Source organism: Caballeronia sp. GAFFF2 (genome assembly GCF_023631485.1).
Classification (GTDB): domain Bacteria; phylum Pseudomonadota; class Gammaproteobacteria; order Burkholderiales; family Burkholderiaceae; genus Caballeronia.
The window spans coordinates 841,554-866,206 of sequence record NZ_JALQDA010000027.1 but is presented as its reverse complement, the minus strand read 5'-3'; the positions used below and the strand labels follow the sequence as shown (position 1 = coordinate 866,206).

At 62.3% G+C, this 24,653-nt stretch carries 25 protein-coding genes; 13 read left to right on the top strand and 12 right to left on the bottom strand.

Translation table 11 applies throughout. The features are described from left to right. Window positions 1-68 precede the first annotated feature (68 nt). Window positions 69-389 carry a YnfA family protein gene (locus tag NCT04_RS20325; protein WP_244829259.1) on the top strand — a complete coding sequence of 107 codons (321 nt, stop codon included), beginning with the start codon at window positions 69-71 and terminating at the stop codon, window positions 387-389. 21 nt (window positions 390-410) lie between these two features. Here the strand turns inward: NCT04_RS20325 and NCT04_RS20320 are convergent, their stop codons facing one another. Both NCT04_RS20320 and NCT04_RS20315 read right to left on the bottom strand, forming a co-directional pair. Beyond that, window positions 411-1,427, bottom strand: coding sequence for a DUF2891 domain-containing protein (locus NCT04_RS20320; protein WP_404989437.1), 1,017 nt, complete (start codon window positions 1,425-1,427; stop codon window positions 411-413). Window positions 1,428-1,429: 2 nt separating this feature from the next. Then, entirely contained in the window at window positions 1,430-1,759 is a 330-nt protein-coding gene (locus NCT04_RS20315; protein ID WP_250467423.1) for a hypothetical protein, read from the bottom strand. Between NCT04_RS20315 and NCT04_RS20310 the strand changes: the two genes are divergently transcribed. Both NCT04_RS20310 and NCT04_RS20305 read left to right on the top strand, forming a co-directional pair. Next, entirely contained in the window at window positions 1,758-3,053 is a 1,296-nt protein-coding gene (locus tag NCT04_RS20310) for an MFS family transporter (protein WP_250467422.1), read from the top strand. The genes NCT04_RS20315 and NCT04_RS20310 overlap by 2 nt on opposite strands. 269 nt (window positions 3,054-3,322) lie before the next feature. Next, a complete protein-coding gene (locus NCT04_RS20305) occupies window positions 3,323-4,000 on the top strand; it encodes a hypothetical protein (protein WP_250467421.1) in 678 nt (225 codons plus the stop codon). Window positions 4,001-4,003: 3 nt separating this feature from the next. On the opposite strand, the gene NCT04_RS20300 is transcribed toward NCT04_RS20305, so the two are convergent. Further along, window positions 4,004-4,153, bottom strand: coding sequence for a hypothetical protein (locus NCT04_RS20300; protein ID WP_250467420.1), 150 nt, complete (start codon window positions 4,151-4,153; stop codon window positions 4,004-4,006). A 61-nt stretch (window positions 4,154-4,214) separates the two neighbouring features. After that, a complete protein-coding gene (locus NCT04_RS20295) occupies window positions 4,215-5,288 on the bottom strand; it encodes an AraC family transcriptional regulator (RefSeq protein ID WP_502800680.1) in 1,074 nt (357 codons plus the stop codon). 157 nt (window positions 5,289-5,445) lie between these two features. On the opposite strand from NCT04_RS20295, the gene NCT04_RS20290 reads away from it, so the two are divergent. From NCT04_RS20290 to NCT04_RS20280, 3 genes are all read left to right on the top strand, one after another. Next, window positions 5,446-6,579: an acyl-CoA dehydrogenase family protein gene (locus tag NCT04_RS20290; protein ID WP_305038183.1), complete on the top strand. Its 1,134-nt coding sequence runs from the start codon at window positions 5,446-5,448 to the stop codon at window positions 6,577-6,579. 55 nt (window positions 6,580-6,634) lie between these two features. Continuing rightward, window positions 6,635-8,332: an AMP-binding protein gene (locus NCT04_RS20285; protein ID WP_250467418.1), complete on the top strand. Its 1,698-nt coding sequence runs from the start codon at window positions 6,635-6,637 to the stop codon at window positions 8,330-8,332. 107 nt (window positions 8,333-8,439) lie between these two features. Next, window positions 8,440-9,159, top strand: a complete 720-nt coding sequence (locus tag NCT04_RS20280; protein ID WP_502800679.1) for a hypothetical protein — start codon at window positions 8,440-8,442, stop codon at window positions 9,157-9,159. A gap of 152 nt (window positions 9,160-9,311) precedes the next feature. On the opposite strand, the gene NCT04_RS20275 is transcribed toward NCT04_RS20280, so the two are convergent. From NCT04_RS20275 to NCT04_RS20265, 3 genes are all read right to left on the bottom strand, one after another. After that, window positions 9,312-9,863 (bottom strand): DUF6572 domain-containing protein, encoded by a 552-nt coding sequence (locus NCT04_RS20275; protein WP_250467417.1) that lies wholly within the window; start codon window positions 9,861-9,863, stop codon window positions 9,312-9,314. A gap of 266 nt (window positions 9,864-10,129) precedes the next feature. Further along, window positions 10,130-11,287, bottom strand: a complete 1,158-nt coding sequence (gene ydiK, locus NCT04_RS20270; protein ID WP_250467416.1) for an AI-2E family transporter YdiK — start codon at window positions 11,285-11,287, stop codon at window positions 10,130-10,132. Window positions 11,288-11,601: 314 nt separating this feature from the next. Continuing rightward, window positions 11,602-12,519 carry a LysR substrate-binding domain-containing protein gene (locus NCT04_RS20265; protein WP_250467415.1) on the bottom strand — a complete coding sequence of 306 codons (918 nt, stop codon included), beginning with the start codon at window positions 12,517-12,519 and terminating at the stop codon, window positions 11,602-11,604. Window positions 12,520-12,624: 105 nt separating this feature from the next. Between NCT04_RS20265 and NCT04_RS20260 the strand changes: the two genes are divergently transcribed. Then, window positions 12,625-13,614 (top strand): glutathione S-transferase family protein, encoded by a 990-nt coding sequence (locus tag NCT04_RS20260; protein ID WP_250467414.1) that lies wholly within the window; start codon window positions 12,625-12,627, stop codon window positions 13,612-13,614. Window positions 13,615-13,622: 8 nt separating this feature from the next. Here NCT04_RS20260 and NCT04_RS20255 read toward each other — a convergent pair whose 3' ends face one another. Together NCT04_RS20255 and NCT04_RS20250 are read right to left on the bottom strand one after the other, a co-directional pair. Then, a complete protein-coding gene (locus NCT04_RS20255) occupies window positions 13,623-14,474 on the bottom strand; it encodes a 3-hydroxybutyryl-CoA dehydrogenase (protein WP_250467413.1) in 852 nt (283 codons plus the stop codon). 51 nt (window positions 14,475-14,525) lie between these two features. After that, entirely contained in the window at window positions 14,526-15,005 is a 480-nt protein-coding gene (locus NCT04_RS20250; RefSeq protein WP_250467412.1) for a 2,4'-dihydroxyacetophenone dioxygenase family protein, read from the bottom strand. Window positions 15,006-15,133: 128 nt separating this feature from the next. Between NCT04_RS20250 and NCT04_RS20245 the strand changes: the two genes are divergently transcribed. From NCT04_RS20245 to NCT04_RS20230, 4 genes are all read left to right on the top strand, one after another. Beyond that, window positions 15,134-16,054 carry an ABC transporter ATP-binding protein gene (locus tag NCT04_RS20245; protein WP_244829274.1) on the top strand — a complete coding sequence of 307 codons (921 nt, stop codon included), beginning with the start codon at window positions 15,134-15,136 and terminating at the stop codon, window positions 16,052-16,054. A gap of 45 nt (window positions 16,055-16,099) precedes the next feature. Next, a complete protein-coding gene (locus tag NCT04_RS20240) occupies window positions 16,100-16,861 on the top strand; it encodes an ABC transporter permease (protein ID WP_250467411.1) in 762 nt (253 codons plus the stop codon). Window positions 16,862-16,907: 46 nt separating this feature from the next. Further along, on the top strand, window positions 16,908-17,408 hold the full coding sequence (gene msrB / locus NCT04_RS20235) for a peptide-methionine (R)-S-oxide reductase MsrB (RefSeq protein WP_250467410.1): 501 nt from the start codon (window positions 16,908-16,910) through the stop codon (window positions 17,406-17,408). A 230-nt stretch (window positions 17,409-17,638) separates the two neighbouring features. Continuing rightward, window positions 17,639-18,163, top strand: a complete 525-nt coding sequence (locus tag NCT04_RS20230; RefSeq protein ID WP_250467409.1) for a hypothetical protein — start codon at window positions 17,639-17,641, stop codon at window positions 18,161-18,163. 22 nt (window positions 18,164-18,185) lie between these two features. Here the strand turns inward: NCT04_RS20230 and NCT04_RS20225 are convergent, their stop codons facing one another. Next, window positions 18,186-19,349 (bottom strand): metallophosphoesterase, encoded by a 1,164-nt coding sequence (locus NCT04_RS20225; protein ID WP_250467408.1) that lies wholly within the window; start codon window positions 19,347-19,349, stop codon window positions 18,186-18,188. 214 nt (window positions 19,350-19,563) lie between these two features. Between NCT04_RS20225 and NCT04_RS20220 the strand changes: the two genes are divergently transcribed. Next, a complete protein-coding gene (locus NCT04_RS20220) occupies window positions 19,564-20,172 on the top strand; it encodes a hypothetical protein (RefSeq protein WP_250467407.1) in 609 nt (202 codons plus the stop codon). A gap of 55 nt (window positions 20,173-20,227) precedes the next feature. Here NCT04_RS20220 and NCT04_RS20215 read toward each other — a convergent pair whose 3' ends face one another. Together NCT04_RS20215 and NCT04_RS20210 are read right to left on the bottom strand one after the other, a co-directional pair. Beyond that, window positions 20,228-21,688, bottom strand: coding sequence for an NAD-dependent succinate-semialdehyde dehydrogenase (locus NCT04_RS20215; protein ID WP_250467406.1), 1,461 nt, complete (start codon window positions 21,686-21,688; stop codon window positions 20,228-20,230). A gap of 61 nt (window positions 21,689-21,749) precedes the next feature. Further along, window positions 21,750-23,075, bottom strand: a complete 1,326-nt coding sequence (locus NCT04_RS20210) for a 4-aminobutyrate--2-oxoglutarate transaminase (RefSeq protein ID WP_502800678.1) — start codon at window positions 23,073-23,075, stop codon at window positions 21,750-21,752. Window positions 23,076-23,328: 253 nt separating this feature from the next. Here NCT04_RS20210 and NCT04_RS20205 point away from each other — a divergent pair, with 253 nt between their 5' ends. Further along, window positions 23,329-24,513 (top strand): M20 aminoacylase family protein, encoded by a 1,185-nt coding sequence (locus tag NCT04_RS20205; protein WP_250467405.1) that lies wholly within the window; start codon window positions 23,329-23,331, stop codon window positions 24,511-24,513. The last annotated feature ends 140 nt before the right edge of the window (window positions 24,514-24,653 follow it).

Genomic DNA, 24,653 nt, shown 5'->3' with positions numbered 1-24,653 from the left:
CCGTGTCAGGGCGACGCTTGCTGCCGAAGCAGCCGATAATGCGCGTCGAACCCGCTGCCCGACTGTCCATGAAAACTCTTCTGCTTTATGTCGTGACGGCCATCGCGGAGATCGCCGGTTGCTACTTTCCGTATCGATGGCTGAAGCTCGATGGCTCGCCCTGGCTGGTCGTGCCCGGCGCGCTTTCGCTTGCGTTGTTCGCGTGGCTCCTCACGCTGCACGATGCGGCTGCAGGGCGCGTCTATGCGGCGTATGGCGGCGTGTATATCGGTGTGGCGATCGCATGGCTGTGGGCCGTGGATCGCATCCGGCCGACGATGTGGGACGTGACGGGCGCGGTCATCGCGCTGGCGGGAATGGCGGTCATCGCGTTCCAGCCGCGCGTCTGATTCAGCGTGGCGCTCGGCGCGTCACGCTTCCAGCGCCAGCAACGCAAACGTGGCGAGCCAATGTTCGCCCATGTAGTCGCCCGCCACGTGCGCGATGCCCGCCGCCAGATGCTCGTCGGCGCTCGCGTCGAGCACGCCGATGCGCGCATCGCCCGCAGGCAGCGCCCGCGCGATGGTCCGCTGACACCACGCGCGGCTCAGGTTCAGGCCGTCGAGATGCGCGAGCTTGCCGTCGCTGCGATCGGTGACGGTGGCCGGCACGAAGAGCGTCGCGGGTTCGCGCACGGCAAGACGCGGCAAGAAGCGTTCGAGCCAGCCGTTGAACGATGCATCGGGCAACACGTGGCGCATCAGCACGGCCTCCATCAGCGACGGCGAGAGGAATTCGTCGCCGGCCGGTTCCCACGCCTGACAGGCTTCGTCATTGGCGAACCAGCGCGTGGCCGTATCGACGAGAAGGCGCTCGAAATCGCCATCACGAACCACACGTGCATAACCGAGCGCCAGCGTCAGCGCGAACGCCATGTTGAAATGCGTGCCGACGCGCAGCGGATACGTCGACTTCGGCAGGAATTCGACGAAGCGCGCGACGAAGGCATCCGCGAGCGGTTGCAGCGTACGGGCCCAGCGCGCGCCTTCCTCGGTGTGCATCGAGCGCAATTGGCCCGCGAGCGCGAGCAGCCACGCCCAGCCGTAGGGCCGTTCGAAACCGCGCGCCGCCGGGCGTTCGAGGTAGGCGACTTCGGCGGCGACGTTGGCATCGGTGAAATGTTCGTCGATGACCGAGCGAATGCGCGCGGCTTCGGGCAGCGCGGGAAAGCGGTCGACGAGACGCGCAAGCAGCCAATAGCCATGCACGCACGAATGCCAGTCGAAGCTGCCATAGAAGACGGGATGCAGCGCGCGCGGGCTTTGCACGTCCGCTGCGCTCGCCATGACGTGATCGAGCTTGTTGGGATACTCGCGCGTGAGGTGACCTAGCGCGACTTGCGCGAATTTCGACGCCAACGCGTCGTTCAGCACGATAAGGCGCGGCATGTTCATACGAAACTCCAATGATGGACGAGCGAGACTTTATCGACAAATCCGCAGCGCCGTGTTCGATAAGGGAAATTCCCTAACCCGTGGCCACGCCGGGAAACATGCAAATGGCGTAAGCCGCGCGAAGGCTTTGGCGACAAGCCGCGTCGGCTGAAAGCATAAAGATGGATGCCGCCTTTGTCGCGCGCCGCATTGGGGAAATCACAATCATCTTTGCGCGCTTTTCCGCGAATCGTCGTATAAACTTGCGCCCGAACGCCGCAGAGCGATTCGCCCCGGCAGTGTCGAGCCGGCCGATCAAACGCCGAGACCAGGAACAGACTACCCATGAACGACATTCCCGCCTACACCGCTGAAGATACCCGTCGCCGCGTATTCGCGATCGTCGGGGCATCGTCGGGCAATCTCGTCGAATGGTTCGACTTCTATATCTATTCGTTCCTTGCGCTGTATTTCTCGGCGGCCTTCTTCCCGAGCGGCAATCCGACCACGCAATTGTTGAATACCGCGGGCGTGTTCGCGGCGGGCTTTCTCATGCGCCCGATCGGCGGGTGGCTCTTCGGCCGTATCGCCGACAAACACGGCCGCCGCAACGCAATGATGATTTCCGTGCTAATGATGTGCGGCGGCTCGCTCGTCATCACCTTTATGCCGACATATTCGAGCATCGGCGCGTGGGCGCCGTTCTTTCTGCTGATCGCGCGGCTGTTCCAGGGCTTGTCCGTCGGCGGCGAGTACGGCACGAGCGCAACCTATATGAGCGAGGTGGCGCTGCGCGGCCGTCGCGGTTTCTTCGCATCGTTTCAATATGTGACGCTGATCGGCGGGCAGCTCGCCGCGCTGCTCGTGCTGGTCATCCTTCAGATGTTTCTCTCGACCGAAGAGCTCAAGGCGTGGGGCTGGCGCGTGCCGTTTTTCGTCGGCGCTTGCGCGGCGCTGATCTCGCTTTTTCTGCGTCGTTCGCTCGAAGAAACCACGACCGCCGAATCGCGGCAACGCAAGGAAGCGGGCACTTTGCGCGGCCTGATGCAGCACAAGGGCGCGTTCATGACCGTGGTCGGCTTCACGGCGGGCGGATCGCTGATCTTTTATACGTTCACCACGTACATGCAGAAATATCTGGTCAATACGGCGGGCATGCACGCCAAGACGGCCAGTAACGTGATGACGGGCGCATTGTTCGTCTACATGATCATGCAGCCGCTTTTCGGCGCGCTGTCGGACCGCATCGGGCGTCGTCAGTCGATGCTTTGGTTCGGCGCGCTCGCCACGCTCTGCACGGTGCCGCTGCTGCACGCGTTGCGCGACGTGACGAGCCCGTTCATGGCGTTCGTTCTGGTCGTGGCCGCGCTTGCCATTGTCAGCTTTTATACGTCGATCAGCGGTCTCATCAAGGCGGAGATGTTTCCGCCCGAAGTGCGCGCGCTGGGCGTCGGGCTGTCGTACGCCGTCGCTAATGCGGTGTTCGGCGGATCGGCGGAATATGTGGCGTTGTGGCTGAAGTCGGCGGGCAGCGAATCGGCGTTCTATTGGTATGTCACCGCCATGTGCGCCATCTCGCTTGTCGTGACCTGGCGCATGCTCGATCCGAGCAAGGTGGGCTATTTGCGCAACGAGCCTTAATATAGTGGCCGCGACGGGTTGGCAAGCGCTCTTTGCGTGGCCTGTCGTGTTCCAGTCGTAATCACCGGCGCCATTAGCGCGGACCCTTATGTCCGCCGGGCTTGCCGATCAAGGTAGTATGGTGTTTGATGCGGTATGAATCTGCAGGTGAAGCGCGCCCCACGGCGCACGGACGCAAGAAGCGCAAGCCGGAAGCGCTGGCGCGCGACTCGAACGCGCGCATTGTCGACATGCGCCTTTGGGTGCATCGGTCAGCCGGGAGCCCTTTCATGGAAGATTTCGATGAAACGCTATTCGTCGTCTGGCGAGCCAACCTGAATGTTCTGGTGGGTTCGCCGGGCGGCGCTGCGCGACTCGCGCGGATGATGAGCTTCTCGCCTTCGCTGATGAAGCTCATCGTCGCGGGTCAGCGCGACTTCAACGAGGAATTCGTGCGCGGTATCGAGCTCGTGACGGGCTTGCCGCCGCACTGGATGGACGAGCGCCGCAACCCCGCCGAAGTGCCTTCCGGCGTGCAACGCGCGCTCGACGAAGAAGCGCCCGTCGCGGTGTTCCGCGGCACGGCGCATCCCGCGCCCAAGCGTTCCGTGTTGCGCGGTCCCGATCCGCTGCTGTCGCAAACGGAAGCAACGCGCCGCGTGGCCGATCTCGCACAGCAGCAGGCGGAAGCCAATCGTCGCGATCTTTTGTTTCGCAAGAATCGCGAACTGCTGTCGCAGGATTTGCGTCGGCTGGAACGCCAGCTAGGTTTGCTGCAAGTCGAGCCAATGCTGCCCAAGGCCGATGAACTCATCGCCTCCGACCGCATGAGCGAAGCGGCGAAGGCGGACCTTTCCGGCCGTCTCGAACAGATCGACAAGCATGTGAAGTTGCTGCATCAGCACGTCGACAAACTGGTGACGCTCCTTTCGACTCCGGATGAACCGGGTCCGAACGATCCCCTCTGAATCTTACTTAGCCCGCTTGCGTTCCTCGTTGTCTTCCGGCTCGGCGTCCACGGCAATCGGGTCGCTCGCCGGGAAGGTCTCATCCAGAGCTTCGTCGAGCAACTCCTCTTCGTGGGTGGGCGTCGCGGGTTCGTCGGGCCGTGCTTTCGTCATGATGCGCTCCGTGGGCAATTCTTCGACGTCTCAATATAGCAGCGTCGATATCCGCGCGCTCTCAGCGTGCGCGGCGATAATCCGCCGGCCGCACGCCCGTCCACTTTCTGAAGGCGCGCCTGAAAGCGCTCGGTTCCGCAAAGCCGAGCGCGCTCGCAATCTGAGCGATGGTTTCGTCGGTATCCGCAAGACGCGAGAGCGCCAGATCGCGGCGTAGCGCGTCCCTGATGGTTCGATACGTCAGCCCTTCCTGCGCGAGACGCCGACGCAAGGTGGCCTGCGCGATATTCAATTCCGCCGCCATGCGGTCCGCCTCGGGCCAGTCGGCCGGCGCGGTCTGCCGCAAGCGCCGCCGAATGTGCGCCGCGAGCGATTCCGAATTCCGATATTTGACGATGAAATTCGCGGGCGCGTCGCGCAGAAAGCGCCTGATCGTGGCGGTTGTCTGCACGACAGGCAGCGCGGCGCATTCGGGCGATAAATCGACGAATGAACGCGGTGCGTCGAAACGAAGGGTGTCGCAGAACATCAGCCGGTATTCGTCGCTATCCGCTGGTTCCTCGCAACGAAAATCGGCCGCAAGCACCGGAATGCGTCGCCCGACGAGCCAGCACAACAATCCATAGACGAGGATGAAGCCGGTCGCGCAAGCGAACATGCTCTTGGGCTTGCGTTCGCCGTGTCCGTCGTTCAGCCAGAGGCGCACGCGCGTCGCGCCGATATCCGGCTCAAACGATAAGTCGTCCAGCACGAGCCGCATGAATCCGGCGATGCGCCCGAGCGCCTGTGCGCCGTCGCGCGCGCTCAACGCGGCGTGCGACATCAGCACGAAGCTGCCGCGCCGCATCGGGTGTGCGTCCTGGCCGAGGAACTCGTCGTCGAGCGCGTCGGCGATGGCGTGCCACAGGCGGCCGTACTGCGCGGGCGTGACGCGCGCATGCGGCGTGTCGAGCAGCGCGGGCGCGATCTGCGCGGCGTCGAGCAGTATCGCGCGATCGACGCCGCGTGCTTGTGCGCAGCGCAAGGCTGCGTCGACGAGACTCGCGGCGATCGAATCCCGTTCGATGTCCTTCGTGGATGTTGGGGTTGTCACTAGGTGGCCAAAGCGCTCAGTTAGCGTGATCGTTTCAGGCATCGGCTAATGTCCGGCGATTGCCTAGACTCGTGCACACGCCACGCGCGCCGCGCATGATCGAGGCATGACTTGCAACGCGCCGCAGCGCCGTTTCCGAAAGACGCGGCGAGCAAGTTTATCCGATCGCTTCAGGCACCTTCTACGAGCTCCAACCATGATCGACAGTTTTCTTACCGAAGAGCAGCGCATGATTCGCGACGCCGCGCGTCAGTTCGCGACCGAAGTGCTTGCGCCGAACGCGGGTCAGTGGGACCGGGACGGCGCGTTGCCCGACGCCGTCGTGCGGCAACTCGGCGAACTGGGTTTGCTCGGCATGATCGTGCCTGCGGAACTCGGCGGCACGTTCAGCGACTACACCGCCTACGCGCTCGCGATGGAAGAAATCGCGGCGGGCTGCGCGTCCTGCGCCACGTTGATGAGTGTGCACAACTCGGTCGGCTGCGGCCCGATCCTCGCTTTCGGCACCGACGCGCAGAAGACCGAATGGCTGCCGAAGCTCGCGAGCGGCGAAGTGATCGGCGCGTTCTGCCTCACCGAACCGCAGGCGGGTTCGGAAGCGAACAATCTGCGCGTGCGCGCAACCGAGCGCGACGGCAAATGGGTGCTTTCGGGCAGCAAGCAGTTCGTGACCAACGGCAAGCGCGCGGGCGTGGCTATCGTCTTCGCCGTGACCGATCCCGAACTCGGCAAGCGCGGCATCTCGGCGTTCATCGTACCGACCGGCACGCCTGGCTTCAATGTCGGGCCGCCAGAGCACAAGCTCGGCATTCGCGCATCCGATACCTGCGCCATCACCTTCGACGATTGCGCGATTCCCGCTGCGAACCTGCTCGGCAAGCGCGGCGAAGGGCTCAAGATCGCGTTGTCGAATCTGGAAGGCGGGCGCATTGGCATTGCGGCGCAAGCGCTCGGCATCGCGCGCGCGGCCTTCGACGCGGCGCGCGCCTACGCCCACGATCGCAGCCAGTTCGGCAAGCCGATTCTCGAGCATCAGTCGGTCGCGAACATGCTCGCCGACATGCACACGCAACTGAACGCCGCGCGCCTGCTCGTGCTGCACGCGGCGCGCATGCGCACCGAGGGCATTGCGTGCTTGTCGGAGGCTTCGCAGGCGAAGCTGTACGCGTCCGAGATGGCGGAGCGCGTCTGTTCGCATGCCATCCAGATTCACGGCGGCTACGGCTATCTGCAAGACTATCCGGTGGAGCGGCATTATCGCGATGCACGCATCACGCAGATTTACGAAGGAACCAGCGAAGTGCAGCGCATGGTGATCGCGCGTCAGCTCTGAAACCGGCTTTCAAGCGCGCGCCGCACGGGGCAATCAAAACAATCACGGAGACGAAATGAACCCGGCAGAGCCTTTCATCGAAGCACGCGACTTTTTGCTGCGACATCGCACCGATTACGACACCGCGTATCGCGAGTTTCAGTGGCCGGCGCTTAGTCGTTTCAACTGGGCGCTCGATTATTTCGATCCGATGGCGCGCGGCAACCATGCGGCCGCGTTGCATATCGTCAACGAAGGTGGCGGCGAGACGCGTCTTTCATTCGCGCAGATGAGCGAGCGTTCGGCGCGCGTCGCCAACCATTTGCGCGCGCTGAACGTCACGCGCGGCGAGCGTATCTTGTTGATGCTGCCGAACCGAGTCGAGTTGTGGGAGACCATGCTCGGCGCGATGAAGCTCGGCGCTATCGTGCTGCCCGCGACCACGCAACTCGCGCCTGCCGACTTGCGCGACCGCATCGCGCTTGGACGCGTGCAACACGTGATCGTCGATGCGGGCGAGACGCACAAGTTCGAAGGCATCGACGTGACGGGACTGCGTATCGCCGTGGGCGAGCCGCGCGATGGCTGGCTTGCCTACGACGCGGCCTACGAAGCGTCGCCGGACTTTGCCGCAGATGGCGAAACGAACGCCAGCGATCCCTATTTGCTGTACTTCACTTCGGGCACGACGTCGAAGCCCAAGCTCGTCGCGCATACGCACGAGAGCTATCCGGTCGGGCATCTTTCGACGATGTACTGGATCGGCCTGCAATCCGGCGACGTGCACTGGAACATCAGCTCGCCGGGCTGGGCAAAGCACGCGTGGAGCTGCTTTTTCGCGCCGTGGAATGCACAGGCTTGCGTCTTCATCTACAACTTCAGCCGCTTCGATGCGGCGCGCACGCTCGATGCGCTCGTGCAATACGACATCACCACGTTATGCGCGCCGCCGACCGTGTGGCGCATGCTGGTGCAAGAGCCGCTGGCGTCCTACGCGGTGAAGCTGCGGGAGATCGTCGGGGCGGGCGAGCCGCTCAATCCCGAGGTCGTCGAGCGCGTGCACACGGCGTGGGGCGTGCCTATCCGCGATGGCTACGGCCAGACTGAAACCACCGCGCAGATCGCCAATACGCCGGGTCAGCGGGTTGCGCCGGGGTCGATGGGACGTCCGCTGCCCGGTTACCGCGTGGCGCTGCTCGATCCAGATGGCGCGCTCGCCGACGAAGGCGAGATCGCGCTGGTGCTGAATCCGCCGCCGCTCGGCCTGATGACCGGTTACGCCGATAACCCGACCGCCACCGAAAACGCGATGCGCGGCGGCTTCTATCGCACCTCGGACGTCGCCTCGCGCGGCGCGGATGGCTACTTCGTCTACGTCGGCCGCGCGGACGACGTGTTCAAATCTTCGGACTATCGGCTGAGTCCGTTCGAGCTGGAGAGCGTGTTGATCGAACACGAGGCGATCGCGGAAGCTGCTGTCGTGCCGAGTCCGGACCCGTTACGGCTCTCCGTGCCGAAGGCGTTCGTTACCCTGCGACACGGCTTCGCAGTCGGACCGGAACTGGCGCGAAGCGTGTTCGCGTTTTCGCGCGAGCGGCTCTCGCCATATAAACGCATTCGAAGAATCGAATTCGCCGAGTTGCCGAAAACCATCTCGGGCAAGATTCGGCGCGTCGATCTTCGTCGACAGGAAGCCGCTCGCACCAACACTGCCGTGCGCGGCGAGTTCGAATTCTGGGAAGAGGATTTTCCGGAGCTTCGCCAGACAAAATGATTTCGCCGAATATTTCTCCTGACATAATCGCAAGCAAATGTAAACAGCGCGAACCGTCAATTTGTCTGAAGGTCGAACCGAGCCTGTTCGATCATCGGACGAGTCAAATGGAGGAACGCAACATGGTGAAGCGCTCGTTGAGGTTTGCGCTACTGGCGGCTGGTCTGACAGGAGCGCTTGTCGCGCCGGTCGCATCCAACGCGCAAATCAACCTGCAACAGTTCGGATTCGGCAGCGGCAAGTCGGATGTGTCGGGCAGCGCGGGCACGCAGTCGTCGGGATTGGGTTCGCTAGTGCAAAGCTATCTCGGCGCGAATCAACAGGTGTTGAGCGGACAATCGAATCTTGCTTCGGCCATGGGAATGTCCGGCGTCGCGAGTCAGGCGCAGTCGGCGGCGGGACTGCTGTCGAGCGCGTCGGGAAGCGGCGGTGTGCCGAGCAGCAATGCGCTGTCGCAGCTTGGCGGTACGCAGCAAAGCGTGTCGCAATCGCTGATTCAGGCTTTTTCCAGTGGATCGACCACGCCGCCGACGGCCGCGAGCAAGCAAACTTTCACGGATGGGCTAGCTTCGCTGGGTCAGGGCGTCAAGCAATACGCGGGGCTGCAATCGAATCTGAGTTCGGTCAAGAATTCGATGAACGTGTCCTCGCTCATGCAGGCCGGCTCGAATCCTGGCACGGCGCAGGCGGCAACGTATATCGCGCAATCGGCGCCGGGGCAGTTGCAATCGCTGATGCAGACGCTTACGCAGGCTGTGCAGTACGCGAAGACCAATAATATTGCCGTGCCGTCCATCGCGACGTCGGCGTTGAGTCTGGTGCAGTAACTTCGGAAGTGCCCACGAAAAAGCGGCGAGGCTTTCAGGCCTCGCCGCTTTATTTGCTTCCCGAATTGGCTCACCGGTGTATCCCGTGAGAGCTCACCCGTGTTTCCGAAGCGCGCTCGTCGCGCACCGAACGGCTCCGAGTACAACGAAATTCAGTTCATTGCCGCGCGCCGCAACGACAGGCGGGTAAGAACCGCCGGGAGAGTCTGCGCCTGTTGCGCCCTGGAAGGCATCAACGGCGGCAGATAAGAGATGTCGGTCACGTCGGCGAGGCGACTGCGCGGGTCCGCATCGAGCACTTCGATAGCTGCGGGTTCGACCAGCTCGGCTTCAACCTTGGCGACGTCGTCGACCTTGATGCCGAGCGAGCGCCGAACATCCACGGCGCGCACACGTACATCGAAACCCGCCGCGTGGATGACGCGCTCACGCGTTTTCCAATACTGCAGCGCGCTGGGCGTCATTTTGTGCATCGACACGTATTCAAATACGATCTGATATCCGCGAACGTGCGGATAATTCATAAGTAACTGACCTGAGCGAATATAACGGTTATAGCCGTCTATTTTCCGCGTCAGCAAATCCTCATGCATTTTTTCATCGTGCCAGTCGCATTCATCGAATATCCCGACATACACGCGCTTGAGCAAGGAATTCACTCCGATGTAGTCGATGACGTCCACGTCGCGCAGAGACATGGTCATTCCCCTACGCCCTGAGAGGGCAAGTATCAAAGAAGTGCATTGTAGCGGAATATGTCTCTTTAATTCACAGCGAAACATTGTGTGTTTGCTTGCGATTTCTCAAATTAATCAGAGTCCTAAGCCATTGCTTAAGCGATTTCTTATTTTGGGATGATTCAAAATATAAAGCTGGATTTGGATCGCGTTAGATACGCTTTAGGTGTTTTCCTAATTTTGCGCCCAGTGCCGGTTCAGCAGATATAAGCGTAATGCTTTGCGCCGTCCGCTCATACGTCGCTTATGCCTCGCGCGGCCGTCGATCCGGTCAGCTCTTCCTTACTCATGGCGTCTACTTGCGGCAATGAGGGCTGTTCGTTGATCCACGCGTTCAATATTGCCGAGGTGACCGCGAGAATGACCGGGCCAATAAACAATCCGACAATTCCGAATGCGAACATGCCGCCAAGCACGCCGGAAAGAATCAGCAGCATCGACAAATTGATACCGCGGCGGATGAGTATGGGACGTAAAAAATTGTCGAGCATGGCAATCATGATCGACCAGATCAGCAACAGAATCGCGGCGACGTGCGACCCGTGCCAGAAAAGCCAGGCGACGCCCCCAAGCAGTGGCAAGAGCGGCCCGATTTGCGCGAGGCACAACATCAGCATGACGGCGGTGATGATGCCCGCGGCCGGCACGCCCGCGATCCACAAGCCGATTCCTCCGAGCGCCGATTGCGTCACGGCCGTCACGACAATGCCGAGCGCCACCGCGCGAATGGCGAGGCCGGCGAGCTTGATGGCTTCGGCGCCACGCTGCGCGGCAACCCGCGTTGCGAACCGCACGATGAAGCGGCCCGCTGCCTCGCCCTGCATGTATAGGATGCCGGAGATGATGATCGTGATCACCATGTGCATCACGAACACCCCGACGACGGCCGCGTGCGACAGCATCCAGCGCGCTGCGATCGTCACATACGGTTCGATGCGGGCGAGCAGGCCGCCGGGGCCGGCGTCGGAAAGCGTCTGCCATTCGGCCGAGACGCGCTGACCGGCGAGCGGCACGTCGTGTACCCAACTCGGCGGCGGGGGAAGTGCATACGTGGGCAGGCTCTTGATGGCCGACATGATCTCGGCGCCGTGCAATGCGAGCGTGGAGATAGCCTGATGCAACGGCAGCACGATGACGATCAGCAGCACGAGCAGCATGACAGTCGTCGCGGCCCAGCGGCGATTGCCGCAGCGGCGTTGCACCGCGACCATCAACGGCCAGGTGGCGACGACGATCGTCGTGGCCCAGATCAGCCCCGGCAGAAACGGCCGCAGAATATAAAGGCTGCCAACAGTCAGCGCAGTCAGAATGGCAATGACGAGCAGAATGCGCGCGATATCGACTGGCTGGCGCGGGTTCAAATTCGGCGGCCCGTTCGGAGTGGTGGACATGGTGCCTTGAATGAAAAGGAATCAGTGAGACGGGGCGTTTTAGCGCCGGCATCATAGCGGTAAGTTCGGCGGCATCCAATCCATACTACTAAAAATTGCCGATGGCGCACGGTATTCGGGCGCGCTGGCAATGTGCGGTGGCTTCGCATACGCTTAACGAAACGATCACTCGACGAGATGGCAATCATGCTCATGCAAGCACGTGAAGACGACGGCCGGCGGCGCAGGCGGCTGCGAGGCCTCTTCGTATATTCGCTGTGGCTTTTATGCTGTCTAGTCTTTTCGTTGCCTTCGGTGGTCAAGCTGCCGTAGTTTCAGGCGAACGCGTCGATGCCATCGACAAGACGCCTGGCCAAACGCGCCTGACGAAACTGCTCAATCCACCATTGCAACGCGCGGCCTTCGTGATCGCCGCGCCATGCCACGTACAGAACGTTAGGCTCGCGCGGATCGCCGGTTTGCTTTGCGATCAGTTCGCCACGCGCCAGCAATGAAGCCACTCGATGCTTCGGCACCCAACCGCAGCCAAGTCCTTGCCGTTGAGCAAGAATCTTCGCGCGCATGCCCGGCACGGCGAGCGCCGCTTGCCCGCCGAGCACGCCGTAAGCGCGTCCCGCCGATCCATGCGATGAATCCGCGACCGCCACCGCGCGATGCGCCGCGATCTGCTCGCGCCCGAGCGGTTCTGCCGCCTTCGCCAGCGGATGGCGCGGCGCCACGGCGAACACCCATTCCATCACGCCGAGTTCGAACCAGCGCAGGCCGGGAATCGCGGGCGGTTCGTTCGTCGCCCCGACGATGAGATCGGCGCGGCCATCGCGCAGTGCTTCCCACGTGCCGCCCAGCACTTCATGCGTCATGCGCAGGGTCACGCCGGACGCGAGCGCGTCGAACGCCTGCACGACCGGCAGCAAGGTCTCGAACTCGAGTATCTCGTCGCAGACTATCCACAACCGGTCTTCCCAGCCGCTCGCGATCTGCTTCACGCGCTGCGTCAGACGCGACACGTCGATCATCAGACGCGCGGCTTCATCGGCGAGAAGATGGCCCGCTGGCGTCAGTTGCAGGCGGTAGCGACGGCGGTCGAACAGCAGCGCGTCGAAGCGCGTTTCCAGTTGCCGCGCGGCATGCGAGATCGTCGAGGGCGCGCGGCCTAGTCGCGCCGCCGCGCGGGAAAGGCTGCCGGTCGAGCGGATTGCATCGAGCAGGGCGAGTTCTTCCTCGGATAACATGTTCGACTCCATCGAACGTTCATCGGCGCGATGGTACGGCAAGAGCAGCGGCGCGGTCCACCACGTGCTTGGAGATGACGCAAACAACGATCAGGGAGCATGCAGATGGGACTTCTCGTCGACGGGCAATGGCAGGACAAGTGGTACGACACGAAATCGACTGGCGGGCGCTTCGTGCGCAAGGACGCGGCGTTTCGCAACTGGGTCACGGCCGATGGCGCGCCCGGTCCGAGTGGCGAGGGCGGCTTCAAGGCGGAAGCGGGCCGTTATCACTTGTACGTGAGCCTGGCGTGTCCGTGGGCACATCGCACGCTTATCGTGCGCGCGCTCAAGGGGCTGCAAGAAATGATCGGCATCTCGGTCGTTCACTGGCTCATGCTCGAAAACGGCTGGACCTTCGCGGATGGTCCGGGCGTCGTGCCCGACGCCATCAACGGCGCGCGCTTTCTGCATCAGGTCTACACGGCGGCGTACGCGAGCTACACCGGCCGCGTGACCGTGCCGATTCTCTGGGACAAGGCGCGCGGCACGATAGTCAGCAACGAGTCGTCCGAGATTATTCGCATGCTGAATGCCGCGTTCGACGGCCAGGGCGCCAAAGCGGGCAATTACTATCCGCCCGAGTTGCGCGCGGAGATCGACACGCTCAACGCGCGCATCTACGACAGCGTGAACAACGGCGTCTACAAAGCGGGCTTCGCGACCACCCAGGCCGCGTACGAGGAAGCCGTGCAGCCGCTCTTCGATACCCTCGACTTCCTCGATGCGCGCCTTGCCTCGCACCGTTATCTCGCGGGCGAGCGCTTCACCGAAGCCGACATCCGACTGTTCACGACGCTCGTGCGCTTCGACGCCGTGTACGCCGGCCACTTCAAATGCAATCTGCGGCGCATAGCGGATTATCCGAATCTCTCCAACTACACGCGCGAGATTTACCGGATGCCGGGAGTCGCGGACACGGTAAACTTCGAGCACATCAAGCGGCATTACTACGAGAGTCATCGCTCGATCAACCCGACCGGGATCGTGCCGGCCGGTCCCGTGCTTGACTTCGCCGCGCCGCACGACCGAGAGCGTCTGCCGAAAAGCGCGTAAGCGTGAGCTCAGTCGTACCGATAAACGCCGCGCTTCGTCTTGCGGCCGAGATAACCCGCGGACACGAGTTCGCGCAACAGCGGGCACGCTCGATATTTCGAATCGCCGAAATCCTTCAGGAACACGTCCATGACCGAGAGACAGACATCGAGGCCGATGAGATCGGCAAGCGCGAGCGGACCGATAGGATGGTTTGCGCCGAGCTTCATGCCCGCGTCGATTTCCTCGGCGCTCGCCACGCCTTCATAGAGCACGAAGAAGGCTTCGTTGATCATGGGCACGAGAATGCGGTTGACCACGAAGCCAGGCGAGTTCTTCACGCCGATGGGCGACTTGTCCAGCTTCTCGGTGAGCGCGCGCACGGCGTTCGCGGTGTCGTCGCTCGTCTGTACGCCGCGAATCGCTTCGACGAGTTGCAGCAGCGGCACCGGATTGAAGAAGTGCATGCCGATGAACCGCTCGGGCCGCGCAAGCATTGCGCCAAGCGCGGTGATCGAAATAGACGATGTGTTCGACGCGATGATCGCCTCGGGCCGCGCCGCTGCTTCGATCTGCTTCAGAATGCGGTGTTTGAGCTCGACGTTCTCCGTGGCCGCCTCGATGACGATATCCGCGTCCTTGAGCCGCCCGTAATCCGTGGATGTCTGGATGCGCGCAATCGCGGCATCGCGCACCGACGCCTGCAGCTTGTCTTTCGACACCAGCCGTTCCAGGCTGTTCGTCAGCGTGGCCACGCCCTTGGCGAGCGCGGCGTCCGTCACGTCGATCAGCACGATGTCGAATCCCGCCACGGCCGCGACCTGCGCGATGCCGTTGCCCATGGTTCCCGCTCCGACGATACCCACCGTCTGTATGCTCATGCGCGCTTCCTCCAATCGATGTTTGTGCGATGCACGATTCTAACCACGCCTTCAGCCGAACGCCGTCAAGTCGCGTGCTTTTAATCCATGCGCGCGGCAATAGGCAGCGTAGCGCTCCCAGCCGCTGCGCCAGTCTTCGGCGGCAAGTATTTGCCCGTTTTCGTTTACGAAGAGCAACTCGCCCTGAATGATGTTGAGCGTGACGATCTCATCGCTGCCGTCCACCACGGGAACGGCTTCCGGCGTGTGACTGGAGCCTGCGGTCTCGTACACGATGCTGCCTTTGTCCGCGATCCACGCATGTTCGCGATACTTCCAGCGCCCTTCGACCGTGTAGACGATTACCGTGCCCGTATGCCGATGCCGCGGCATTTGTCCGCGCGCCGGCGCCTTCAAAAGGGCGATGGTTTCGCCGCGAACCGGATCGAGCTTGAAGTATTTGACGAGCACGTGCTCGCTGTATGGCGTGAAGGGCACCCACGGCACGTCCGCGTCGTTGATGCAGGCGGTTTGAATCTGTTCGAACAGCATGTCGGCTCCCTTGATCAGACGCCCATTGTATGCAGCGCGGCACGCGCCGTGCATCGGCCAAACGGACGACCCCTGAAAGCCCCGTTTCGATCCAGCCGGATCGCGCCTTATCTGCTATCGTCCGTGCCATGCCAACCATCATTACCATTTCAAACCTCTCCAAGACCTACGAGTCGGGGTTCAGCGCGCTCCGGGACGTGAATCTGGAAATCCGGCGCGGCGAGATTTTCGCGTTGCTCGGTCCGAACGGGGCGGGCAAGACCACGCTCATCAGCACGGTTTGCGGCATCGTGAATCCCAGCTCGGGCACGGTCACCGTGAACGGACACGACATCGTCACGGACTATCGCGCCGCGCGCGCGATGATCGGGCTCGTGCCACAGGAACTCACCACCGACGCCTTCGAAACCGTGTGGGCGACCGTATCGTTCAGCCGGGGCTTGTTCGGCCGGCCGAAAAACCCGGCGCATGTCGAGAAGGTGCTGAAGTCGCTGTCGCTCTGGAGCAAAAAGGACAACAAGATCATGACGCTTTCGGGCGGCATGAAGCGGCGCGTCCTGATCGCCAAGGCGCTCGCGCACGAGCCGCAGATTCTCTTTCTGGACGAGCCGACGGCCGGCGTCGATGTCGAACTGCGCCGCGACATGTGGAATCTCGTGCGCGAACTGCAAGCGAACGGCGTGACCATCATCCTCACGACGCATTACATCGAGGAAGCGGAAGAGATGGCGGATCGCGTAGGCGTGATCAATCGCGGCGAGATCGTGCTGGTCGAAGAGAAGGCCGAACTCATGCGCAAGCTCGGGCAGAAGAAGCTCGCGCTGCAATTGGATCACGCGCTGGCTGCCGTGCCCGCGTCGCTCGCGCCCTACGGCCTGCAATTGTCCGCCGACGGCAACGAACTGACTTACACCTATGACGCCCATGACGAGCCGGGTCGAATCATCGCGCTATTGCGCCATGTCGATGAAGCCGGCGTGCGCTTCAAGGATCTGCAAACGACGCAGAGCTCGCTCGAAGACATCTTCGTGAGCCTCGTGCGCAACTAGTCGTATCGGACCGGGAGCATCGATTCCGGTCGACAGGGAGACCACATGAATCTTCACGCAGTACGCGCGATCTATCGCTTCGAAATGGCGCGCGCCGGACGCACGCTCATGCAGAGCATCGTGTCGCCCGTCATTTCCACTTCGCTCTATTTCGTGGTGTTCGGCGCGGCCATCGGCTCGCGCATTCCGCAAGTGGACGGCATCAGCTACGGCGCGTTCATTGTGCCGGGACTCGTCATGCTGTCGCTGCTCACGCAGAGCATCGCGAACGCTTCGTTCGGCATTTACTTTCCGAAGTTCACGGGCACCATCTACGAGCTCTTGTCCGCGCCCGTGTCGTATTTCGAGCTCGTTCTGAGTTACGTCGGCGCGGCGGCGACCAAGTCGATCATTCTCGGGTTGATCATTCTCGCGACTGCGCGGCTCTTCGTGCCGCTGCGGATCGACCATCCATTTTGGATGATCGTGTTTTTGCTGCTGACATCGCTGACATTCAGCCTGCTCGGATTCATTATTGGCATTTGGGCAGACGGTTTCGAGAAACTTCAGATCATTCCGCTTTTGATTGTCACGCCGCTCACGTTCCTCGGCGGCAGCTTTTATTCGATCAACATCCTGCCGCCGTTTTGGAAAACGGTCGCGCTTTTTAATCCGGTCGTGTATCTCATCAGCGGCTTTCGCTGGAGTTTTTACGGTCTCGCGGATGTTTCCGTAGGCGTAAGCCTTTCGATGACGTTAGTATTTCTGGGCGTGTTCATCGCTATCACGGCGTGGATCTTCAAGACCGGCTATCGCATCAAATCGTAGCGGTTGGCGCCGGCGGGCGTCGTCACCATCAAGAGGCGTTCATCGAATGAAAATCATGAAACGCACTAAACGCACTTTCTTCGGCGCGGTCACGGCCACTTTCACGGGCGGCTCCATTGCCTCGCGCGGCGCGGACACGGCGCTTGCCGACCCGTACGAGATGAACCTGAGCGATGCCGGATGGCGCCGCCGCCTTTCCGCTGAACAATATCGCGTGCTCAGGCGCGGCGCGACCGAGCCGCCGAACGCCAGCCCGCTGATCAACGAGCGTCGCAACGGCTCGTTTTTTTGCGCGGGATGCGGATCGCCGCTCTTTGCCTCGTCGGCGAAGTTCGATAGCGGCACCGGATGGCCGAGTTTCTCCATGCCAATCGACGGCGCCGTCGCCACCCGCGCCGATGCAACGCCCGGCTCCCTTCGTCACGAAGTGCTTTGCCGGCGTTGCGGCGGCCATCTCGGGCATGTCTTCGACGACGGCCCGAATCCCACTGGTCTGCGTTACTGCCTGAACGGCGCTGCGCTGCTTTTTCGCCAGACCGAAAGCTGACCTGGCCAAAGCGCGTAGAACGGATACGGTCGCCGGCGCACGCGCCGAACGCTTTGAATTCGCCTTGAAGCAAGGCGAGCCTTTCGCGCATCAAAACGATCGGTGACAAAATTTCGCACTCCGTCTCAATCATCTCGAAGGGTTGACAGGGCAGAATCGAAACAACATCCTCGTCAGGATGTATGCGAGAGAAAGCCTGGCTGGCCTCGCTGACATTGAGAGACTGAGCCATGAAAATCAAAATAATCGACTTCTGCACAGCATTGCTGGTCGGCTCGCTGACTGGCCTATTGAATGGCGGCAATGCGTTTGCTCAACGTCAACCAAGCGCAAAGGTTGCTGCGCTGTCCATCGAAGGCAAGATGCTCGTGCAGATCATCGGCGAGGTAAAAGCTGTCGATCCGGACGCGCAGCGCGTCACCGTGGTCAACGCGCAAGGGCAGGAGACGCAATTGAACGTCGGGCAGGAGATGCAGGATCTGAACAAGTTGCCTATTGGCACACGAGTGAATAGCACGGCCCTTCGCGCGGTTACGCTCACGCCCGTCAAAGCACAGCCTTTGCAGGAGATGCTGCCGGGGCAAACGCAGTTCGTCGGGCAGGTTACGGGCGCCGACAGTGCGACCGGCGTCGTCATGCTGAAGGACGCCAACAGCTTGCCAATCGAGATACGTACAACCCATCCCGGCGACGCTGCCGCGCTCGCATCCGGCGCGACCGTGAAAGTGGTCTGGAAAAGCGTTCCGAAGCGTTGACTCCATGCAGGCCAAGCTCGGTTCAAGCTGCAGGCGCCGCGACCAGCCTCACGCGCGTGATTTCGGAAGGCGCGCCGAGGCGCTTGGGCGGTCCCCAATAGCCCGTTCCTCGACTCGTGTACACCCACAGTCCGTTAAATTTCACGAGACCCGACACGAACGGCTGCTGCAGCTTGACGAAGAAATTCCACGGAAAGAACTGTCCGCCATGTGTATGCCCCGACAGTTGCAGCGTAAAACCCGCATCGGCGGCGGCGGTCGCGCTGCGTGGCTGATGGGCAAGGAGCACGCGCACGGTGGCATCGGCGGGAGCGCCTTCCATCGCTTTAGCCGGGTCGCTCCGGTGCGCGGGATCGAAGCTGCCCGCGCCGTAATCGGTGACACCGGCGATCACGGCTTGCGCGCCGTCGTGGTTCAGCACCACATGCTGATTGAGCAGCACATTCATGCCGAGCCGCCGGAATTCGACGATCCACTTGTCCGCGCCCGAGTAATACTCGTGATTACCCGTGACGAGGAACGCGCCGTGCCGCGCGCTCAATTCCGCGAGCGGGCGTGTATGAGCAGCGAGGTGCGGCACACTGCCATCGACCACGTCGCCCGTCACCGCGATCAGATCCGGCTGCAACGCATTGACGGCCGCGACGATTCGCTCGACATAGTGCCGCTTGATAGTCGGGCCGACGTGGATATCGCTGATCTGCACGATAGTGAAGCCTTCGAGCGCCGCCGGCAAATTGTCGATGGGCACGTCCACGCTTTTCACCGGCGCGCGCTTTCGCGCGTTGTAAAAGCCGGCGGCGGACGAGAGCAACGCGAGCATGGGTACGGCCAGCGCACTCTCGGCAACGAAGCGGGGCGAGCCTATGGGCGTGCCGCGCAGCCAGTCGAACACATGCACGGACAGCAGCACGAGATCGCGCGCGAAGGTCAGCAGCAGGAGCGACGAGAAGAAGCCGAGCGCGGTCAGTCCGAACCAGGCGAGCCGATCCGCAAGCGGTTGCTTTTCGATCGATCGCGCGGACATGCCGAGCGGAATCAAAATCAGCGAGGCGACGAGCAGTGCGATGGCAAGCGCCTTGAGCGCCGGGCCGACGGGCGCATCGGGAATGAGCCGCACGCCAACGTAGATATGAAAGAGAACACCAATGCCAATGAAGCGGATAAAAAATGCCGAACGTCGCATAACGCCCCTAAAAGGTCAAAAATGCGGCGGGCAAGAATACGCGTGACGCGTCGGCGCGTCGAATATACGCGTCGTTGCCCTTAGCCGGTCCTGTCGTTCGATTCTACCGGTTCGGGGCCATATCCGCCGTGGGCGTGCGTCTGGGCGTAGTCGTCTGCATGATATCGTCGAGCGAATTTGTTTGGACTACCGATGTGCAACGAGGAGTGATCAAATGAAATCAGGCTTTCGCGCGCTTTCTCTCTTTCCAATGACGGCAATCGTCGTGGCGTCCGGCACCGCTTTCGCTCAGACCAACGACGCATTGACGAACCAGGCGCGGCAGGTCATCGGCGCGGCGCAGCCTATCCAAGTTCAAGCCGTCATCACGGGCATAGACCCGTCGACGCGCACGCTCATCGTGCATGGTCCGCGTGGCGATTCGACAGTGCTCGTCAACAAGGAAGTGACGGGTTTCGATCAGCTTCATATCGGCGACCAGGTCGATGTCCAGTACAAGAACGCTTTGCTTTCGAACGTGGAAAAGGTAACGGGCAAGGATCAGGGCCTGCGTAAGCGCGTGGACACGCAAACCTATTCGCCCGCTTCGGGCGCGAATGGCGCAAGCGGCTTCGATTCCTCGCGTCAGGTCGAGATTCTCGCCACGGTCGTGAGGGTCGACAAGAAGCATCACACCGTCACGCTGCGCGGACCGTGGCGCACCGAGACCATGGACCTTCCGCCCGATCTCGCAGCCGACAACCTCAAGAAGGGCGACACCGTGCATGCGGTGTTTGTTTCCGCGGCCGCAGTGAAAGTGACGCCCGTCGCGGCATCGAAATGAGCGAAGGCCCCGGCGTTAAACACGCGCGGGGCCTCCGCTCGGTGCATCGGCTAAATCAGACCTGCAGGCACAGATACTTGATGACGACGTAATCGTCGATACCATAGTGCGAGCCTTCACGGCCCAGTCCCGATTGCTTGACGCCGCCGAACGGCGCGACTTCGTTCGAGATCAGGCCGGTGTTGATTCCGACCATGCCGTATTCGAGCGCTTCCGCCACGCGCCACACGCGTGCAATGTCGCGGCTGTAGAAGTATGCGGCGAGTCCGAATTCGGTGTCGTTGGCCAGGCGAATGGCTTCGTCGTCGGAAGAGAATTTGAAAATCGGCGCGAGCGGGCCGAACGTCTCTTCTTTTGCCACTTGCATGGCCGGCGTGACGCCGGTAAGCACGGTCGGCTGGAAAAAACCGTGGCCGAGCGCATGCCGCTTGCCGCCGGCCGTCAGCGTCGCGCCTTTGGCCAGCGCATCCTCGATATGCGCTTCCACTTTCTTCACCGCCGCTTCGTTGATGAGCGGGCCGAGCAACACGCCGTCATCCGTGCCGCGTCCAACCTTCAGGTCGCCTACAGCCGTCGCCAGTTTCGCGGCGAACTCGTCGTAGACGCGCTCGTGCACATAGAAGCGATTCGTGCACACGCACGTCTGACCGCTATTGCGATACTTCGATGCAATCGCGCCTTGCACCGCCGCGTCGACATCGGCGTCTTCGAACACGAGGAAGGGCGCGTTGCCACCGAGTTCCAGCGTGACTTTCTTGACCGTGGGCGCGCTTTGCGCCATCAGGAGACGGCCTACCGCCGTCGAGCCTGTGAACGAGAGCTTGCGCACGGTCGGGTTGCCCGTCATTTCGCCGCCGATGGCTTTCGGGTCGCCGGTCAGCACGCTCAACACGCCCTTCGGCACGCCCGCGCGCTCCGCTAGCACGGCCAGCGCGAACGCGGAGAAGGGCGTGGCTTCGGCCGGCTTCACGACGATAGGACAGCCCGCCGCCAGCGCCGGACCGACCTTGCGCGTGATCATTGCTGCCGGGAAGTTCCACGGCGTGATCGCCGCGCACACGCCGATTGGTTCCTTCGTCACGACAATGCGCTTGTCCGCGGCGGGCGTGGCGAGCGTGTCGCCCGCCACGCGCTTGCCTTCTTCGGCGAACCATTCGATGAACGACGCCGCGTAGACGATCTCGCCCTTCGCTTCGGCGAGCGGTTTGCCTTGTTCGGTCGTGAGGATGAGCGCAAGGTCGTCGGCGTTGGCGATCATCAGGTCGTACCAGCGGCGCATGATGACCGCGCGTTCCTTCGCGGTTTTCTTGCGCCATTCGGGCCACGCGGCGTTGGCGGCCGCGATGGCGCGGCGTGTTTCGCTCGCGCCCATTTGCGGAACGGCGCCGAGCGATTCGCCGTTTGACGGATCGAGCACGTCGAAGGTGGCGCCGTCATCGGCTTGCTGCCATTCACCGGCGATATACGACGCGTGACGAAGCAGTGCCGGGTCCTTGAGTTGGTCTTTGAGGCTCATTTGCTTGCGATTCCTTCTTGAGATTTCTGCATTCAGCATACGACGAAGGGGCGAACCGTGCTCAAGCCGCGGCGGCGATGGTTTCGCTCAACACTTCGTCGAGAATGCCGAGGGCTTCGTCGAATACAGGCTCCTGGATAGTGAGGGGAAACAGGAAGCGCACGACGTTGCCATACACGCCGCACACGAGCAGTAACAAACCGCGTTCCAGCGCGCGCGCCTGCACGCGCCTGGCGAAATCGGCATCGGGTTCGTGCGTGCCGGGCTTGCAGAACTCGGCGGCGATCATGGCGCCCGGACCGCGCACATCGGCGATCTGCGGCACGTCCCGACGAATCAATTCGAGCTTGGCTTTCAGCTTGTCGCCGAGCGTGTTGGCGCGTTCGCAGAGTTGCTCTTCGTCGATGATATCGAGCACCGCGTGCGCCGCCGCCACCGCGAGCGGATTGCCCGCGTACGTGCCGCCGAGACCGCCTGGCGCCGCGCTATCCATGATGTCCGCGCGGCCCACGACGCCCGATAGCGGCATGCCGCCCGCGAGACTCTTCGCGATCGTCATGAGATCGGGAACCACGTCGTAATGCTCCATCGCGAAGAGTTTGCCGGTGCGCGCGAATCCCGTCTGCACTTCGTCGGCGATCAGCAGAATGCCGTGCTCGTCGCAGATCCGGCGCAGGCCGCGCACGAAGTCCGCGGGCGCCGGATTGAAGCCGCCTTCGCCTTGCACGGGTTCGAAGATGATCGCCGCGACGCGCTTGGCTTCGATATCCGCCTTGAACAGATGCTCGATGGCGCGCAGCGAGTCCGCCACCGATACGCCGTGCAGCGCGTTGGGAAACGGCGCGTGATAGACGTCGGCGGGGAACGGCCCGAAACCGATCTTGTACGGCGCGACCTTGCCGGTGAGCGCCATGCCCATCATCGTGCGGCCGTGAAAGCCGCCCGTGAAGGCGATCACGCCGGGCCGCCCGGTTGCCGCGCGCGCGATTTTCACGGCGTTTTCGACGGCCTCCGCGCCGGTCGTGAAGAACGCGGTCTTCTTCGGCGCTTGACCGGGCGCACGGGCGCTAATTTTTTCCGCGAGCGAAACGTAAGATTCATAAGGCACGATCTGATAGGCCGTATGTGTGAAGCAGTCGAGTTGCGCGCGCATGGCCTCGACGATCTTAGGATGCCGATGCCCCGTGTTGCACACCGCGATGCCCGCCGCGAAGTCGATGAAGCGGCGGCCTTCGACGTCCCAGAGTTCCGCGTTCTCGGCGCGCGCCGCGTAGAAGTCGCACATCACGCCGACGCCGCGCGGCGTGGCGGCATTCTTGCGGGCCTGAAGATCCGCGTTGGTGGCCTGAGTGACGTTGGCGGGCGAGGTTTGAGGAAGCTTGGACACGGCGAAGTTCTCCTTGGGGCGCGGCGCGCGGTTGCATCAGTCGGATTCAGAGCCGACTATAGTTAAATTTGGCTCTCCTGGTCAGAGCCATTCCGATGCATCCAATGGAGCCAATTCCACTTGGTTCGCCGCGATCCTAGCGGTCGAAATTGGCAAAAAATCGCGCGGAAGTAGCACGCGACGCGCGACTGGAGGATCATGTGCGCCGTTCGTGTTTCCGTTTTCCGTTTCGATTCAGCCAAGGTTCCTGCAAATGACCCGACTCTTCACCGAACTCGCCGATCTTTCCGACGATGCGCCCGCGTTGCGCGAGATCCGTCACGACATCCACCGCCATCCCGAACTCTCGTTCGAGGAGACGCGCACCTCGGCGCTCGTCGCGCAGAAGCTCGAAGAGTGGGGCTGGGAAGTGAGCCGGGGAATCGCCGGAACGGGTGTCGTCGGTACGCTGACGGCGGGCGATGGCACGAAGCGCATCGGCCTGCGCGCCGACATGGACGCGCTGCCGATTCACGAGCAGACCGGCAAGCCGTACGCGAGCGAGTCGCCGGGCAAGATGCACGCGTGCGGCCACGACGGCCATACGACCATGCTGCTCGGTGCGGCACGGCATCTAGCGCGCACGCGGCGTTTCAATGGCACGGTGCATCTGTATTTTCAGCCGGCGGAAGAGCACGGTTTGCCGAGCGGCGCGCAACGCATGATCGCGGAGGGGCTCTTCGAGCGCTTTCCTTGCGATGCCGTATTCGGCGTGCACAACCATCCGGGCGTCGCGCCCGGCACGTTCCTGTTTCGCAAGGGGCCGTTCATGGCGGCGTGCGATCAGGTGTCGATCGAGATCGAAGGCGTGGGCGGGCATGCGGCGCGTCCGCATTTGAGCGTCGATCCGGTGGTGGTGACGGCGAGCATCGTGATGGCTTTGCAGACTATCGTCGCGCGCAATGTCGATCCCGCGCAACCGGCCGTCGTCACGGTCGGCTCGATGCACGCGGGCACGGTCAACAACGTGATTCCGAATCGCGCGACGCTCGAACTGTCGGTGCGCTCGTTCAGCAAGCCGGTGCGTGAGTTGCTCAAGCGCCGTATCTGCGAACTCGTGGATGCGCAGGCGGCGAGCTACGGCGCAAAGGCGACGATCAAATATCTGGAAGGCTATCCGGTGGTCGTCAATTCGGATGCCGAAACGGAATTCGCGGCGCAGGTGGCGCGCGAGTTGGTGGGTGCCGAGCACGTGGTCGACCACACGGATTTGCTGATGGGCAGCGAGGACTTCGCGTTCATGCTGCAGGCGCGGCCGGGGACGTTTTTGCGCATCGGCAACGGCGCGGGCGAGGACGGTTGCATGGTTCACAACCCGCACTACGATTTCAACGACAGGAATCTGCCGGTCGGGGCGGCTTATTGGGCGCGATTGGTGGAGCGGTTCTTGGAGCAATGAGCAGCCGACGATCCGAAACCGCACCACGATTTCGGTGATGAGAATCTGCTGGTCGGAACGGCTTATCGGGCGCGGTTCGTGGAGCAGTTTTAGAAGAGTAAGCGGCCGATAATTCAGCCTTGGAGCGATCGCCGTCACTA

Excerpts from the sequence above, each read along its gene's own strand:
- NCT04_RS20300 (WP_250467420.1), bottom strand. The coding sequence starts at position 4,153 with ATGACGAAAGCACGGCCCGACGAACCCGCGACGCCCACCCACGAAGAG.
- NCT04_RS20315 (WP_250467423.1), bottom strand. The coding sequence starts at position 1,759 with ATGGGTAGTCTGTTCCTGGTCTCGGCGTTTGATCGGCCGGCTCGACAC.
- NCT04_RS20225 (WP_250467408.1), bottom strand. The coding sequence starts at position 19,349 with ATGCGACGTTCGGCATTTTTTATCCGCTTCATTGGCATTGGTGTTCTC.
- NCT04_RS20310 (WP_250467422.1), top strand. The coding sequence starts at position 1,758 with ATGAACGACATTCCCGCCTACACCGCTGAAGATACCCGTCGCCGCGTA.
- NCT04_RS20240 (WP_250467411.1), top strand. The coding sequence starts at position 16,100 with ATGAATCTTCACGCAGTACGCGCGATCTATCGCTTCGAAATGGCGCGC.
- NCT04_RS20320 (WP_404989437.1), bottom strand. The coding sequence starts at position 1,427 with ATGCCGCGCCTTATCGTGCTGAACGACGCGTTGGCGTCGAAATTCGCG.
- ydiK (WP_250467416.1), bottom strand. The coding sequence starts at position 11,287 with ATGTCCACCACTCCGAACGGGCCGCCGAATTTGAACCCGCGCCAGCCA.
- NCT04_RS20280 (WP_502800679.1), top strand. The coding sequence starts at position 8,440 with ATGGAGGAACGCAACATGGTGAAGCGCTCGTTGAGGTTTGCGCTACTG.
- NCT04_RS20220 (WP_250467407.1), top strand. The coding sequence starts at position 19,564 with ATGAAATCAGGCTTTCGCGCGCTTTCTCTCTTTCCAATGACGGCAATC.
- NCT04_RS20275 (WP_250467417.1), bottom strand. The coding sequence starts at position 9,863 with ATGACCATGTCTCTGCGCGACGTGGACGTCATCGACTACATCGGAGTG.
- NCT04_RS20295 (WP_502800680.1), bottom strand. The coding sequence starts at position 5,288 with ATGCCTGAAACGATCACGCTAACTGAGCGCTTTGGCCACCTAGTGACA.
- NCT04_RS20265 (WP_250467415.1), bottom strand. The coding sequence starts at position 12,519 with ATGTTATCCGAGGAAGAACTCGCCCTGCTCGATGCAATCCGCTCGACC.
- NCT04_RS20245 (WP_244829274.1), top strand. The coding sequence starts at position 15,134 with ATGCCAACCATCATTACCATTTCAAACCTCTCCAAGACCTACGAGTCG.
- NCT04_RS20205 (WP_250467405.1), top strand. The coding sequence starts at position 23,329 with ATGACCCGACTCTTCACCGAACTCGCCGATCTTTCCGACGATGCGCCC.
- NCT04_RS20325 (WP_244829259.1), top strand. The coding sequence starts at position 69 with ATGAAAACTCTTCTGCTTTATGTCGTGACGGCCATCGCGGAGATCGCC.
- NCT04_RS20255 (WP_250467413.1), bottom strand. The coding sequence starts at position 14,474 with ATGAGCATACAGACGGTGGGTATCGTCGGAGCGGGAACCATGGGCAAC.
- NCT04_RS20215 (WP_250467406.1), bottom strand. The coding sequence starts at position 21,688 with ATGAGCCTCAAAGACCAACTCAAGGACCCGGCACTGCTTCGTCACGCG.
- NCT04_RS20285 (WP_250467418.1), top strand. The coding sequence starts at position 6,635 with ATGAACCCGGCAGAGCCTTTCATCGAAGCACGCGACTTTTTGCTGCGA.
- msrB (WP_250467410.1), top strand. The coding sequence starts at position 16,908 with ATGAAAATCATGAAACGCACTAAACGCACTTTCTTCGGCGCGGTCACG.
- NCT04_RS20250 (WP_250467412.1), bottom strand. The coding sequence starts at position 15,005 with ATGCTGTTCGAACAGATTCAAACCGCCTGCATCAACGACGCGGACGTG.
- NCT04_RS20230 (WP_250467409.1), top strand. The coding sequence starts at position 17,639 with ATGAAAATCAAAATAATCGACTTCTGCACAGCATTGCTGGTCGGCTCG.
- NCT04_RS20305 (WP_250467421.1), top strand. The coding sequence starts at position 3,323 with ATGGAAGATTTCGATGAAACGCTATTCGTCGTCTGGCGAGCCAACCTG.
- NCT04_RS20260 (WP_250467414.1), top strand. The coding sequence starts at position 12,625 with ATGGGACTTCTCGTCGACGGGCAATGGCAGGACAAGTGGTACGACACG.